The organism is Streptomyces sp. NPDC001832 (genome assembly GCF_040297265.1).
GTDB lineage: Bacteria > Actinomycetota > Actinomycetes > Streptomycetales > Streptomycetaceae > Streptomyces.
The window spans coordinates 49,618-64,189 of record NZ_JBEOYU010000011.1 but is presented as its reverse complement, the minus strand read 5'-3'; the positions used below and the strand labels follow the sequence as shown (position 1 = coordinate 64,189).

The window sequence follows — 14,572 nt, the reverse complement described above, 5'->3', positions numbered from 1 at the left end:
ATCGATGGGATCAAGCAGGTCGACCGATCGACCCCGTTCACCCGATTGAATCGAGTTGCCCAACTCTCCCGTAATTGAACCTAAAAGTAAAGAAGTATGGCCAGCACTACCGCTCACCCCGGCTCTGGAGTACAAAGGAGTCGACGGCCCGCGAGACCAAGGACGTCCGAGAGGATTACCTGATAACGCAGAGAAGGCCCCACGGACCGAGCATGAAAACCGAGCACCCACGCGACGTCGACCCGTCGATTACGGGCCAGCCGCACCAGGGAGCGGGCAAAGTCCCCGACCTGATGGGCACATACCGAGGACGCATGGTAACTGGGTAGACATGCCAGCGGCGGTACCGATGACGGTACCGCCGCAACCCATTCACCGGGCAGCGGAGCCACCGCGGTGAAGTTTTCGCGCACCCAATTGGCCCGCCCAGCTTCCGCGGACCGGTCGCCCGGTTACGCGGCGCCGCGCTGCAGCGCCTCGCACACCGCCGTCGATTCTCTGACGCCGAGTTCCACGGCGCGCCCGCAGTGCGCGATCCAGGCTGCCATCCCTTCCGGCGCCCCCGACAGGTAACCCTCGAACGCAGCGATGTATGCCGCCCTCCCCTGCTCGGCGTGGCCCACCTCGGCGGGGCAGATCGATTTGGGATCGAGACCGCTCCCGATCAGCACGATCCGCTCTGCGGTACGCGCGACGAGACCGTTGTACGAACCAAAGGGACGCAGGGCCAGCAGTTCACCGTGCACGACAGCCGCCGTCACCAGGGCGGGCGCCGCAGTACCCGAAAGGATCAACCCGGAGAGCCCTTCCAGCCGCCCGGCCACCTCCTCGGCGTCCGGCAGCGGCGCTTCGATCAGCGGCTCGTCCACGGGTTCGCCCGCAAGCCGCGGCCGACCGACAGCATCCTCGGGCGCCGTGCCGCCGGCCGCAACCAGATGCAGCCGCGCCAGGACACGCAGTGGCGACTGTCGCCAAATGGAGAGCAGTTGTCCCGCTTCGGCGGTGAGCCTCAGAGCCGCTCCGATCACATGCGCCTCACTGCCGCCGCTGAAGTCGGTGCGCCGGCGCACCTCCTCCAGACTCCAGTCGGCACCGGACAGCGCCGCCGAGCCGCGGGCGCCGCGCAGCGCCGCTTCGGCCGTGACCTCGTTGCTGCGGCGCCGCATGACGCGGTGACCGTAGACCCGGTCGACGGCCTTGCGTACGGAGTCCACCGCGTCGGCGACCCCCTGCAGGGTCCCCAGCGTGGCGAGCGGATCAGAGGCAGTCGTACTCATAAGGAGCGAGGCTACGCGCCCCCTACACCGGTACCGCCCGGGAGTGGCCTTCTTCACGAAGTTTGACAGCGGAACGCAATTACAGCGCTACCCTAGGTGAACATGAAGATCGCTTTCGTAGGGAAGGGCGGCAGCGGCAAGACCACGCTGTCCTCTCTATTCATCCGCCACCTTGCCGCCAATGAAGCCCATGTCGTCGCGGTGGACGCCGACATCAACCAGCACCTCGGGGCCGCGCTCGGCCTCGACGACCACGAGGCTGCGGCACTGCCCGCCATGGGAGCCCAGCTGCCTCTGATCAAGGAGTATCTGCGCGGCAACAATCCCCGTATCGCCTCCGCCGAGACGATGATCAAGACGACTCCGCCGGGCGAAGGCTCGCGGCTACTGCGGGTCCGCGAGGACAACCCCGTCTACGACGCGTGCGCCCGCACGGTCCGGCTCGACGACGGGGAGATCCGGCTGATGGTCACTGGGCCGTTCACCGAGTCGGATCTGGGTGTGGCTTGCTACCACTCCAAGGTCGGTGCGGTCGAGCTATGCCTCAACCATCTCATCGACGGCCCCGACGACTATGTCGTCGTTGACATGACAGCGGGTTCGGACTCCTTCGCTTCCGGGATGTTCACCCGCTTCGACATGACGTTTCTGGTCGCCGAGCCGACCCGCAAGGGCGTCTCGGTCTACCGCCAGTACAAGGAGTACGCGCGGGACTTCGGGGTCGCGCTGAAGGTCATCGGCAACAAGGTGCAAGGCGAGGACGATCTGGACTTCCTGCACGCCGAGGTGGGCGACGATCTACTGGTCAGCTTCGGGCACTCCGACTGGGTACGGGCCATGGAGAAGGGCAGGCCGACCCGCTTCGAGCTGCTGGAGGCGGACAACCGCATGGCCCTACAGGCGCTGCAGAACGCCGCGGAGGATTCGTACGAGCAGCGAGACTGGGAGCGGTACACACGACAGATGGTGCACTTCCATCTGAAGAATGCGGAGAGCTGGGGCAATGAGAAGACAGGCACCGACCTCGCGGCCCAGGTCGACCCGGCCTTCGTACTAGACGAGCGGTACGCGCAGGAGGGCGCCGCTCAGCCTGCCTGATCCGCCGAAGCCCCGGCCGGGAGGATGCCCTCCTTCCGGCCGGGGTTCCGTTGTACCCGCAAGGCAGTCGCAGCCGAAGGGCGTGCAGCCGGTGGCCGTACGTGGCCACCGAACGCCGTCACCTCACGGAAGTGCGAGAACAGCTTCCGGCTCTTCTCTCCGGCGCCGTCCCACGAGAACACCACGAACTGCGGGCGCTTCTGACCGGGCGCCAGGCGCCGTGCCGCGGACTGCTTCAGCTGGCTGCCGGTGAAGACGGTGGAGCCGTCACCGATGAGCCGGAACATGCTTTTGGGTGCGGCTCGGTGGGAGGTGGCACCGTCAAGATCGCATGCAGCTCTGCTGAATTAATACGACAAGAAATACGAAAAGCTACTTATTAACTTCAATGGGTGAACGAGTGATCTATTTAACCTCAACCCTGGACACGAATCTTTACTCTCCATTACGATCTATTTACTGAGAGTTGAGAAATCCCGCCGCTGCATGCCGTGACCCACGGCCGCGTCCCCCACGTTCCGCGACCGCGCTACCCCGGAGGAGACGGGAACATGTCTGCTTGCGTCCCTACTCGTCATGACCGCACATCCCGCAGTTCGCGCCCACCCCGCGCCTCGGGAATCAAACGACCGCACAGCCCGCCGCTGCCGCCGCACGGCGGACAATCCCGAATCACGGGCGCCGACCTGTCCGCATCAATCACGGTCTTCCTGCTCGCCGTCCCCATGTCGCTCGGCCTCGCCGTCGCCATGGACGCCCCGCTGGAGGCAGGTCTCATTTCCGCCGCGATCGGCGGAATCGTCGCCGGACTGCTCGGCGGCACACCCCTCCAGGTCAGCGGCCCGTCGGCCGGCCTTACCGTGGTCACAGCCGAGCTGATCCAGATCTACGGCTGGCGCACCACCTGCGCAATCACCATCGGCGCAGGACTTCTGCAGATCCTGCTGGGCTCGTTGCGGGCGGCGCGCAGCGCCCTCGCAGTCAGCCCCGCCATCGTGCACGGCACCCTCGCCGGCATCGGCGTGGCCATCGCACTCGCCCAGCTGCACATCGTGCTCGGCGGTTCGCCTCAAAGTTCGGCCGTCGCCAACGCCGTCTCCCTCCCCGACCAACTGGGGAGGGCGGGCCCGGCCGCCCCGCTGATCGGCATGCTGACCATCACCGTCCTGATCCTGTGGCCGCGGATTCCGGGGCAAATCGGCCGGACGGTACGGCGGATTCCGGCTGCCCTCGCCGCAGTGGTGACTGCGACAGCGGTGGCTGCGATCACGGCACCCGGAATCGCCCGGGTTGATCTGCCGTCCTGGCGCTCGCACGCCCTGCCGGAGATGCCTCATGGCCCCTTACTCGCTCTGGCCACCGCTGTGTTCACAGTGATGCTGGTGGCCAGTCTGGAGTCGCTGCTCGCCGCGGTCGCCGTGGACAAGCTGACTGCCGACCGCGCTGGCGAGCAACCAGCCGCCCGGCCCAAGGCCGACTTGACGTCGGCCTTGGGCTCAGTTTCGGTTTCAGCCCCGGGCCCGGCCTCTTCGTCCGCACCGGACCCGCCCGTCAGACGCTCCGATCTCGACCGTGAGCTGCGCGCCCAGGGCATCGCCAACACCCTGTCCGGGCTGGTCGGCGGGCTGGCGGTGTCCGGCGGTGCGGTGCGCAGTTCGGCGAATGTGCGGGCCGGAGCGACGGGCCGCGCCTCTACCGTGCTGCACGGCGTCTGGGTGGTGCTCGCCGCCGGTCTGCTGGTCACCGTCCTGGAGCGGATCCCACTGGCCGCGCTCGGCGCGCTCGTCATGATGGTCGGGATCCGGATGGTGAGTTTCGCCCACATCCGCAATGTCCATAAGCACCGGGAATTCCTGGTGTACGGGGCGACGATCACTGGCGTGATCCTCTTCGGCGTGCTCAAGGGTGTGATGATCGGCATCGCGGTGGCGGTGGCCGTCTCCCTGCACCGGCTGGCCCAGACCAGGATCACCGTGACTGAACAGGACGGCCAGCATCTAGTGGTCGTACGGGGCCAGTTGACGTTTCTCGCGGTCCCCCGGCTCAGCCGAACGCTCGGCCAGCTGCCCCAGGACGGGGATGCCGTCGTCGAGCTTGACGGCTTCTTCATGGACCATGCGGCGTACGAGACGATCCGGGACTGGAGCACTGCCCAGACGACCCACGGCGGCCGGGTCGTCTTCACCGGCAGGTCCGGCGGCCGGATCGCCGAGCCCGCATCGGCGGCGCATTCCTGTTGCCGCCCCTGGACGCCGTGGCGCAACCATCACTGCCACGACCAGCCCGAGCAGACGCCTGAGACCCACCACAACCGCCTCGGCACGGGCCCAGCCCCCGGCCCCGGATCCAGTTCCATCGGCAACAGCGACCCTGACAACGACACGTCCTACGACGCCCCCGAAGCCCACAGCACCCCCGGCTCGGCCGACTCACCCACCGCCACCCCGCGCCTGACCGGCGGCAACCGCCTGGTCAGCGGCCTGAGTTCGTTCCAGCGGAACACCGCTCCGCTGGTGCGCGGGGAGCTGGCCCGGTTGGCCCGCGAGGGTCAACGCCCCTCCCAGCTTTTCATCACCTGCGCCGACTCCCGCCTGGTCACCAGCATGATCACAGCGAGCGGCCCGGGTGACCTGTTCACTGTGCGGAACATCGGCAACCTGGTGCCCCCACCGGGCGCCGAGTTGGGTGACGACTCGGTGGGCGCCGCGATCGAGTACGCGGTGGATGAGCTGAAGGTGGAGTCCATCACCGTCTGCGGGCACTCCGGCTGCGGTGCGATGCAGGCTCTGCTGGGCACCAAACCGGACCCGGACACTCCGCTGACGCCCCTGTGGCGCTGGTTGAGACACGGGCTGCCGAGCCTGGAGCGGATGGCGTCCCGGCATCATGCGTGGGCCCGGATCTCCGGCCGCCTTCCGGCCGATGCGGTGGAACAGCTCTGCCTCACCAATGTGGTCCAGCAGTTGGACCATCTGCGGGCCCATGAATCGGTGGCGCAGCGGCTCGCCGAGGGCACGCTCCAACTGCACGGGATGTACTTTCATGTGGGCGAGGCGCAGGCCTATCTGCTGACCGAGGGTGCGAGCGCCGGGCTCGCGCTCGACGAGGTCTTCGACCGCGTGGGCCCTGGCGATGCCCACGCCTCGGCCGCCTCCCATGCCTTGGCCAATTCCCGCTCCTCCGGCGACACCGACACCCCCAGGCCCACCGACACACCAGGCGATCCATCCGGTTCCGGCGTGTTGGAACGTAGCGGCGTCTGAACCTCGTTCGCCTCCGGTCCGTGAGACCTTGTGGTCCCGCCTCCGTACCGCTCCGTGCCGCTGTGCTCCGCACTGCGTCCACTACGCCGTACCGCCCTGGAGGCGGGACCGTGTCTCCATACCCGAGACACAGGTCTAAACCAATTTCGAGCAGACACTTGTCACCCGGCCTTTGGCCTGATGAGCTATGCCCCGGGACACAACGGACACCCTGGGAATGGGAGATGTCGTGAGCAACGAAAGCCTGGCCAATCTGCTCAAGGAGGAGCGGCGGTTTGCACCGCCTGCCGATCTGGCCGCCAATGCCAACGTCAAAGCGGAGGCGTATGAGCAGGCCGAGGCGGACCGGCTGGGCTTCTGGACCGAGCAGGCCCGTCGCCTGACCTGGGCCACGGAGCCGACCGAGACGCTCGACTGGAGCAACCCGCCCTTCGCGAAGTGGTTCGCGGACGGCAAGCTCAACGTCGCGTACAACTGCGTGGACCGTCATGTCGAGGCCGGCCATGGTGACCGGGTCGCCATCCACTTCGAGGGCGAGCCCGGCGACAGCCGTGCCATCACCTACGCCGACCTCAAGGAGGAGGTCTCCCGCGCCGCGAACGCCCTCACCGAGCTCGGTGTCGGCAAGGGCGACCGGGTCGCCGTCTATCTGCCGATGATCCCCGAGGCCGCCATCGCGATGCTGGCCTGCGCCCGCATCGGTGCCACGCACTCGGTGGTCTTCGGCGGCTTCTCCGCCGACGCCATCGCCGCCCGTATCCAGGACGCGGACGCCAAGGTCGTCATCACCGCCGACGGTGGCTATCGCCGCGGCAAGCCGTCCGCGCTCAAGCCCGCCGTGGACGACGCCGTCTCCCGTTTCGACAGCGTCGAGCATGTCATCGTGGTGCGGCGCACCGGCCAGGACACCGCATGGACCGAGGGCCGCGACATCTGGTGGCACGAGATCACCGGCCGGCAGTCCCCCGAGCACACCCCCGAGGCCTTCGAGGCTGAGCAGCCGCTCTTCATCCTCTACACCTCCGGCACGACGGGTAAGCCGAAGGGCATCCTGCACACCTCCGGTGGCTACCTCACCCAGGCTGCGTACACCCACAACGCGGTCTTCGACCTCAAGCCGGAGACTGATGTCTTCTGGTGCACCGCCGACATCGGCTGGGTGACCGGCCACTCGTACATCGTCTACGGCCCGCTGGCCAACGGCGCGACGCAGATCATGTACGAGGGCACGCCCGACTCCCCGCACCAGGGGCGTTACTGGGAGATCGTGCAGAAGTACGGCGTCACGATCCTCTACACCGCGCCGACCGCGATCCGCACGTTCATGAAGTGGGGCGACGACATCCCGGCCAAGTTCGACCTGAGCAGTCTTCGGGTCCTCGGTTCGGTCGGTGAGCCGATCAACCCCGAGGCGTGGATGTGGTACCGCAAGCACATCGGCGCCGACAAGTGCCCGATCGTGGACACCTGGTGGCAGACCGAGACCGGGGCGATGATGATCGCGCCGCTGCCGGGCGTCACGGAGACCAAGCCGGGAAGCGCCCAGCGTGCTCTGCCCGGTATCTCCGCCACGGTCGTCGACGACGAGGCCAACGAGGTTCCGAACGGCGGGGGCGGCTACCTCGTCCTCACCGAGCCGTGGCCGTCGATGCTCCGCACCATCTGGGGCGACGACCAACGCTTCATCGACACCTACTGGTCGCGCTTCGAGGGCAAGTACTTCGCGGGCGACGGCGCCAAGAAGGACGAGGACGGCGACATCTGGCTGCTCGGCCGGGTCGACGACGTGATGCTCGTGTCCGGGCACAACATCTCGACCACCGAGGTCGAGTCGGCGCTCGTGTCGCACCCCTCGGTTGCCGAGGCCGCCGTGGTCGGCGCCGCCGACGAAACGACCGGCCAGGCCATCGTCGCCTTCGTGATACTGCGCGGTACGGCTGCCGCCTCGGACGAGCTCGTCGCGGAGCTGCGCAACCACGTCGGCGCCACGCTCGGCCCGATCGCCAAGCCGAAGCGGATCCTGCCGGTCGCCGAGCTGCCGAAGACCCGCTCCGGCAAGATCATGCGGCGTCTACTGCGTGACGTCGCCGAGAACCGCGAGCTGGGCGACGTCACGACGCTCACCGACTCCTCCGTGATGGACCTCATCCAGACCCAGCTGCCGTCCTCCTCCGAGGACTGACATCCGCGGCGGGTACCTGCCCGAGGAGCATCCGGCAACGCGCTGGATGCCCCTCGGGCATTTAAGGTGAAGATCACCGGATACAGCCCCCGCGCACCCCAGGTACAGTGGCAGCCGCGTCAACAAAGCAATAAGAAATCTCCACAGGGTGTGCCGGGAAGTCTGGTCGGCAAGTGCATCAGCCATCTCATCGCTGCCGTACCGACCCGGAGGTCCTCACTCGTGGCTGCGCCCACCCGCACACCCCCTTCCTCCCGACGCGTCTTTCTCGGGCGCCTGTCCCTCCCCGAGCGGAACTACCTCGCGGACGCCCTGCGTACCGAGACCGTCGGCGGAGCCATCGTGCTGGTCGCCGCGATAGCTGCCCTGGTGTGGGCGAACACCTTCGGTTCCAGTTACGCGGCCGTCAGCGACTTCCACCTCGGACCTGAGTCGCTGGGCCTCAACCTCTCCGTGGAGCACTGGGCGGCGGACGGGCTGCTCGCAATCTTCTTCTTCGTCGCGGGCGTCGAACTCAAGCGGGAACTGGTCGCGGGTGAACTGCGCGACCCCAAGGCGGCCGCCCTCCCGGTCGTCGCCGCGCTGTGCGGGATGGCGGTTCCGGCCGTCGTCTACACGCTCGTGACCGTGACCGGCGGAGGCTCCACGGCCGGCTGGGCCGTACCCACCGCCACCGATATCGCCTTCGCGCTCGCCGTCCTCGCGGTCATCGGCACCTCACTGCCGAACGCGCTGCGCGCCTTCCTGCTGACCCTCGCCGTCGTCGACGACCTCTTCGCGATCCTGATCATCGCGGTCTTCTTCACCGAGAAGATCAACTTCATGGCACTGATCGGCGCCTTCATCGGCCTCGCCGTGTTCTATCTGCTACTGCACAGGAATGTGCACGGCTGGTACATCTACGTACCGCTCGCCCTGGTCATCTGGGGCCTGATGTACAACAGCGGCATCCACGCCACCATCGCCGGTGTCGCCATGGGGCTGATGCTCCGCTGTACCCGGCGGGACGGCGAGACCCACTCCCCCGGCGAGCACATCGAGCACCTGGTCCGCCCGCTGTCGGCCGGAATCGCCGTGCCGCTGTTCGCCCTTTTCTCGGCCGGTGTCCCCCTCTCCGGCGGCACACTGGCGGACGTCTTCAACCGGCCCGAGACGCTCGGTGTCGTCCTGGGGCTCGTCGTCGGCAAGACGATAGGCATCTTCGGCGGTGCGTGGCTGGCCGCCCGCTTCACGAAGGCGGAGCTGAACAAGGACCTGGCTTGGGCGGACGTCTTCGCGGTCGCTTCGCTCGCCGGGATCGGCTTCACCGTCTCGCTGCTCATCGGTGAACTGGCCTTCGTCGGCGACGAGAACATGATCAACGAGATCAAGGCCGCCGTGCTGCTCGGCTCCCTGACAGCCGCCGTGTTCTCCGGTGTACTGCTCAGACTCCGGGTACGCAAATACCGGACGCTGTACGAGGAGGAGGAACTCGACGAGGACGAGGACGGGGTACCCGACGTCTACGAGCAGGACGACCCGGAGTACCACAGGCGAATGGCCGCGATCTACGAGAAGAAGGCTGCCGAGCACCGCCGCCTTGCCCAACTGGCAGGGGGCAGCGAGCAGCAAGCCGGACAGTCCGGCATGATCTGACACCAGATGTGTCGAGCAGGAGAGCAGGAGAGGGAGTCAGGGATGAGCGACCCCGGCAACAACGCGGGCAGTACCGAACGCAGTCTCGGGCAGCTGGTCGCCGCGGCGACAGCCGAGATGTCCGCACTGGTGCACGACGAGATCGCCCTGGCCAAGGCCGAAGTGCGGCAGGACGTCAAGCGCGGCGTCGCCGGGAGTGTGGCGTTCATCATCGCGGGGGTGCTGATTCTGTTCGCGATCCCGGTGCTGAGCTTCGCAGCGGCATACGGACTCCACTACCTGGGGCTCGGACTCGCCGTGTCGTTCACGATCGTGGGCGCAGCGTTCATCGTGCTGGCGGCGTTGCTCGCGCTGTTCGCCTTCTCCAAGCTCAAGAAGGTGAAGCCGCCGGAGAAGTCCATCGCTTCAGCCAAGCAGACGGCGGCCATGCTGCAGGGCGTCAAGCCGCACCCGCGCCCCGCAGTCACGGCGGGGACGAGCCGTCCGGTCACCGTGGGCAGCACGCCGGCGGACAAGTCCCTGGAAAAGTCTCCGGTCCACGACGAGGCATCCACTGTGGCACGCTCGTCCACATGAAGGTCCCCGATTCCAGCGCATCCGACCCAGTAGGCCCGGAAGGTCTGACAAGCCCGGAAGGTCAGGTAGGCCCGGACGGCTCCTCGGGCTCGACCGGCCGCTCAGGCCCCTCGAGCCACTCCGACCTGCCGAGTTCACCCGGCCCGGTCGGCTCCGGTGGGCCCGTGCGGCTCGACGGGCCGTGGACCCACCGGGACGTGGCGGCCAATGGCGCCCGCTTCCACATCGCCGAGCTCGGCGAGGGGCCGCTGGTGCTGCTGCTGCACGGCTTCCCGCAGTTCTGGTGGACCTGGCGCCGTCAGCTCACCGCACTGGCCGACGCCGGATTCCGCGCCGTGGCAATGGATCTGCGCGGGGTCGGCGGCAGCGACCGTACGCCCCGGGGTTACGACCCCGCCAACCTGGCGCTCGACATCACCGGCGTGATCCGCTCGCTCGGCGAACCGGATGCCGCCCTGGTCGGCCACGACATGGGCGGCTACCTCGCCTGGACAGCCGCGGTGATGCGGCCGAAGCTGGTGCGCCGCCTCGCGGTCTCCTCGATGCCGCATCCACGCCGCTGGCGTTCCTCGATGCTCTCCGACTTCGCGCAGTCCCGCGCGGGATCGTACATCTGGGGCTTCCAGCGCCCGTGGGTGCCGGAGCGTCAGCTCGTCGCGGACGATGCGGCGCTGGTTGGCCGACTGCTCCATGACTGGGCGGCCCCCCGGATCCCGAAGTTCCCCAACGATGCGGTGGTCGACGTCTACCGGCGCGCAATGTGCATCCCGTCGACGGCGCACTGCTCGATCGAGCCGTACCGCTGGATGGTGCGCTCCCTGGCACGTCCGGACGGAATCCAGTTCAACCGGCGCATGAAGCGGCCGGTGCTGGTACCCACACTGCATCTGCACGGTTCACTCGATCCAGCGATTCGTACGCGAAGCGCGGCGGGGTCCGGCGAATACGTCGAAGCCCCGTACCGTTGGCGACTTTTCGACGGTCTGGGGCACTTCCCCCACGAGGAGGATCCGGGCGGGTTCTCGGCCGAACTCATCAGCTGGCTCAAGGATCCCGAGCCCGACCGGTAGTCGTACGGGCATAGTTGTCCGACGAACAGCCAATTGCCCGGCGCATAGGCCAATTGGCTGACGGATGGGCGGTTACCGACCATGAGGCACGGGCAGACGTCGAGGTATGGGCTGGACGCACGACTTCGGTGACACAGCACGCAACCGTCGCTCGACCGCCACGGCGAGTCCGAGCACTCATGAGGGGGGCGGCCCCCAGGGCCGGGTGCACGATATGCATGTTCTGCATGATCCCCGGCTCGGAATTCCGCGCATTCTGCGCCGTCGGGCCCGCTGGGTCTCGGCGCGGCTGCGCCATCCACGCGGATGACGTCCGTCCCTGCCGACCGGTGAGCGTTCACCAGCCGCGTCCCTAACCTCACGGGTCAGTACAACTAGAGGGCGCACCCCTGGCTGTCGACCTGCTGGTTGGCGGTGCGGCCGTGCGCGATGTCCTGGCGGATCTCGTCGGCCGTCAGCGCATAGCCGGTGTCGGGGTCGTCGAGCGACTTCGCGAAGACAACTCCGTACACCTTGCCGTCGGGGGTCAGCAGCGGTCCGCCGGAGTTGCCCTGACGGACAGTCGCGAAGAGCGAGTACACATCGCGGCGGACGGTGCCTCGGTGGTAGATGTCCGGTCCGTTGGCGTCGATGCGGCCCCGGACGCGCGCGGCCCGTACGTCGTATGAGCCGTTCTCCGGGAAGCCCGCGACGATGGCACTGTTCCCGGTGTCGGCGTCGTGATCCGTGTCGGTGAACTTCAGCGGCTTCGCGTCGAGGTCCGGTACGTCGAGTACGGCGATGTCGCGCTCCCAGTCGTAGAGGACGACCTTGGCGTCGTACAGCCGCCCCTGGCCGCCGATCTGGACGGTCGGCTCGTCGACGCCGCCGACGACGTGGGCGTTGGTCATCACCCGGCGGTCGGAGAAGACGAAGCCGGTGCCTTCGAGGACCTTGCCGCAGCTCGGGGCCGTGCCGACAACCTTGACGATGGACTTCTTGGCGCTTGCCGCCACGGGGCTGCCGGCCAGCGCCGGGTCCGGGGCTTGGACCTCGGTGATCGGCTCGTTGGCGAAGGGGCTGAAGACCTGCGGGAAGCCGTTCTGCGCAAGGACCGAGGAGAAGTCCGTGAACCAGGTGGAGGCCCGGGCCGGCATCACCCGGGAGATGCCGAGCAGGATCGAGGAGCTACGGACCTCCTTGCCCAGCGTGGGCAGCGAGGTGCCGGCCAGCGCGGAGCCGATCAGCCAGGCGACCAGCAGCATCGCGACCACATTGACCAGAGCGCCGCCGGTGGCATCGAGGGCGCGCGCGGGCGACCACGTGATGTGCCGGCGGAGCTTGTTTCCGAGGTGGGTGGTGAACGCCTGGCCCACCGAGGCACAGACGATCACGATGACGACGGCGACGACAGCTGCCGCCGATGAGACCTCGGAGCCGTTCGTCAGCTGGTCCCACAGGACCGGCAGCAGATAGACGGCGACGAGACCGCCGCCCAGGAACCCGATCACCGACAGGATGCCGACGACGAACCCCTGGCGGTAGCCGATGACTGCGAACCACACGGCGCCGGCCAGCAGCAGGATGTCCAGCACGTTCACCGTCTATAGCCTCGCAGATTCGTCACCGGGCCTATTTCTTCAACTGGGTCCGGGCAGGGCCGGACAGCGCAGCACGGGAGTCAGCGTGTCACGCACGCCAGTCGAGCGGCACCTGCTTGGCGGTGTCCCACGGGCGCTCCCAGCCCGCGAAGTGCAGGATCCGGTCGATCACTCCGGCCGTGAAACCCCAGACCAGGGCGGATTCGACCAGAAATGCCGGGCCGCGGTGACCGCTCGGGTGGACCGTCGTCGCACGGTTGGCCGGGTCCGTGAGATCCGCCACTGGGACGGTGAAGACCCGGGCTGTCTCACCCGGATCGACGACGCCGACCGGGCTCGGCGACCGCCACCAGCCGAGGACCGGCGTCACGACGAAGCCACTCACGGGGATGTAGAGCCGGGGCAGCACTCCGAAGAGCTGCACTCCGCGCGGATCGAGGCCGGTCTCTTCCTGGGCCTCCCGCAGAGCGGCCCTGAGCGGGCCTGTGGTGGCCTGATCGCCGTCCTCCGGATCCAGGGCGCCGCCGGGGAAGGAAGGCTGCCCAGCGTGGGAACGCAGGCTTCCGGATCGCTCCATGAGGAGCAGCTCGGGGCCGCGCTCACCCTCCCCGAACAGCACGAGTACGGCGGACTGCCGCCCGGCGCCGCTCTCCGGCGGCAGAAAGCGGCTGAGCTGGTCCGGCTCGATCGTCCGCGCGGCCCGGGCCACGGGGTCGAGCCATTCGGGCAGGCCCTCGGTCGTGACGGTGATGGCTCCGTCGTGACCTGCGCCTGCCGCGGCGGCGGCCGCTGCCACCGCCGCTGCGGGGCTGACGGCCGCGGGGTTGATCGCCGCGGGTGCGGCTGCCGCTTCCGTGCTCTGTTCGTGCGTCTTCATAGGCACCCCTCGTCTCACAACGCCTGTCATCACTCATTTCGTTCCGGAGCGAGCGCCGTGCGTCAGTCGGCCCCCAGGGGCGGCGCGGGCTTGCCCGGGTAGTCCGCCGGCGGGCTCAGCCGCTGACCGGGCTGACCGCCCATCTCGTACTTCAGCAGCTTCCTGGCCTTCTCCGGGTCCGTCTCGCCCTCCCCGTACGCCGGGCAGAGAGGGGCGATCGGACAGGCGCCGCAGGCGGGCTTGCGGGCATGGCAGATGCGGCGGCCGTGGAAGACGACGCGGTGCGAGAGCATCGTCCACTCGCTCCTGGGGAAGATCGCGGCGATCTCGGCCTCGACCTTCTCCGGGTCCTCCTGCTCCGTCCACTTCCAGCGGCGAACCAGGCGCCCGAAATGGGTGTCGACCGTGATGCCCGGTACGCCAAAGGCATTCCCGAGCACGACATTGGCGGTCTTGCGGCCGACCCCCGGAAGCGTGACGAGGTCGGCGAGCCGACCCGGCACCTCGCCGCCGAACCTGTCCCTGAGCGCCGCGGAGAGGCCTATCAGCGCCTTGGCCTTGGCCCGGAAGAAGCCGGTCGGCCGAATGAGCTCTTCCATTTCCTCCGGAACGGCCGCGGCCATGTCCTCGGGGGTGGGGTAAGCGGCGAAGAGGGCGGGGGTCGTCTGGTTGACCCTCAGATCGGTGGTCTGGGCGGAGAGGACCGTGGCGACGAGAAGCTCGAAGGGGTTCCTGAAGTCCAGCTCGGTGTGGGCGTACGGGTAGAGCTCGGCGAGCTCACGGTTGATCCTGCGGGCACGGCGGACCATCGCCAGATGCGATTCCGGTTTCGCACCGGGTTCTGCACCGGATTTCGCGGGCTTCACGGTGGCCTTCGCGGCGGACTTCGACGCGGGCTTCGCGGTGGACTTGGCCCGTGCGGCGGACTTCGACGCGGGCTTCGCGGTGGACTTGGCCCGTGCGGCGGACTTCGACGCGGGCTTCGCGGTGGACTTGGCCCGTGCGGCGGACTTC

Annotated in this window: 10 protein-coding genes and 2 pseudogenes; 7 read left to right on the top strand and 5 right to left on the bottom strand. The window is 68.1% G+C overall.

Annotation, left to right across the window (positions count from 1 at the left end):
* Positions 1–452 precede the first annotated feature (452 nt).
* Positions 453–1,277 carry a Fic family protein gene (locus tag ABT115_RS12010; protein WP_351787267.1) on the bottom strand — a complete coding sequence of 275 codons (825 nt, stop codon included), beginning with the start codon at positions 1,275–1,277 and terminating at the stop codon, positions 453–455.
* A gap of 102 nt (positions 1,278–1,379) precedes the next feature.
* Between ABT115_RS12010 and ABT115_RS12005 the strand changes: the two genes are divergently transcribed.
* Positions 1,380–2,375 carry an ATP-binding protein gene (locus tag ABT115_RS12005; protein WP_351787264.1) on the top strand — a complete coding sequence of 332 codons (996 nt, stop codon included), beginning with the start codon at positions 1,380–1,382 and terminating at the stop codon, positions 2,373–2,375.
* Positions 2,376–2,494: 119 nt separating this feature from the next.
* Here the strand turns inward: ABT115_RS12005 and ABT115_RS12000 are convergent.
* A pseudogene (locus ABT115_RS12000) lies at positions 2,495–2,677 on the bottom strand (hypothetical protein); the annotation flags it as partial.
* A gap of 249 nt (positions 2,678–2,926) precedes the next feature.
* On the opposite strand from ABT115_RS12000, the gene ABT115_RS11995 reads away from it, so the two are divergent.
* The 6 genes and pseudogenes from ABT115_RS11995 (at position 2,927) to ABT115_RS11970 (ending at position 11,411) form a co-directional block, all read left to right on the top strand.
* Positions 2,927–5,638, top strand: a complete 2,712-nt coding sequence (locus tag ABT115_RS11995) for a bifunctional SulP family inorganic anion transporter/carbonic anhydrase (protein ID WP_351787261.1) — start codon at positions 2,927–2,929, stop codon at positions 5,636–5,638.
* Between the two features lie 187 nt (positions 5,639–5,825).
* Positions 5,826–7,820, top strand: coding sequence for an acetate--CoA ligase (acs, locus tag ABT115_RS11990; RefSeq protein WP_351787258.1), 1,995 nt, complete (start codon positions 5,826–5,828; stop codon positions 7,818–7,820).
* A gap of 222 nt (positions 7,821–8,042) precedes the next feature.
* Positions 8,043–9,450: pseudogene (nhaA, locus tag ABT115_RS11985) on the top strand (Na+/H+ antiporter NhaA).
* A gap of 47 nt (positions 9,451–9,497) precedes the next feature.
* On the top strand, positions 9,498–10,031 hold the full coding sequence (locus tag ABT115_RS11980) for a phage holin family protein (protein ID WP_351787255.1): 534 nt from the start codon (positions 9,498–9,500) through the stop codon (positions 10,029–10,031).
* A complete protein-coding gene (locus ABT115_RS11975; RefSeq protein ID WP_351787252.1) occupies positions 10,028–11,101 on the top strand; it encodes an alpha/beta fold hydrolase in 1,074 nt (357 codons plus the stop codon). Before ABT115_RS11980 ends, ABT115_RS11975 begins: the two co-directional genes overlap by 4 nt.
* Positions 11,102–11,207: 106 nt before the next feature.
* Entirely contained in the window at positions 11,208–11,411 is a 204-nt protein-coding gene (locus ABT115_RS11970; protein ID WP_351787249.1) for a hypothetical protein, read from the top strand.
* A gap of 64 nt (positions 11,412–11,475) precedes the next feature.
* Here ABT115_RS11970 and ABT115_RS11965 read toward each other — a convergent pair whose 3' ends face one another.
* The 3 genes from ABT115_RS11965 to nth form a co-directional block, all read right to left on the bottom strand.
* Positions 11,476–12,681, bottom strand: coding sequence for a MarP family serine protease (locus tag ABT115_RS11965; RefSeq protein ID WP_351787247.1), 1,206 nt, complete (start codon positions 12,679–12,681; stop codon positions 11,476–11,478).
* A gap of 88 nt (positions 12,682–12,769) precedes the next feature.
* A complete protein-coding gene (locus tag ABT115_RS11960; protein WP_351787244.1) occupies positions 12,770–13,558 on the bottom strand; it encodes an NUDIX hydrolase in 789 nt (262 codons plus the stop codon).
* A 62-nt stretch (positions 13,559–13,620) separates the two neighbouring features.
* Complete coding sequence (gene nth, locus ABT115_RS11955) at positions 13,621–14,424, bottom strand: endonuclease III (protein WP_351787536.1); 804 nt, start codon at positions 14,422–14,424, stop codon at positions 13,621–13,623.
* Between the last annotated feature and the right edge of the window lie 148 nt (positions 14,425–14,572).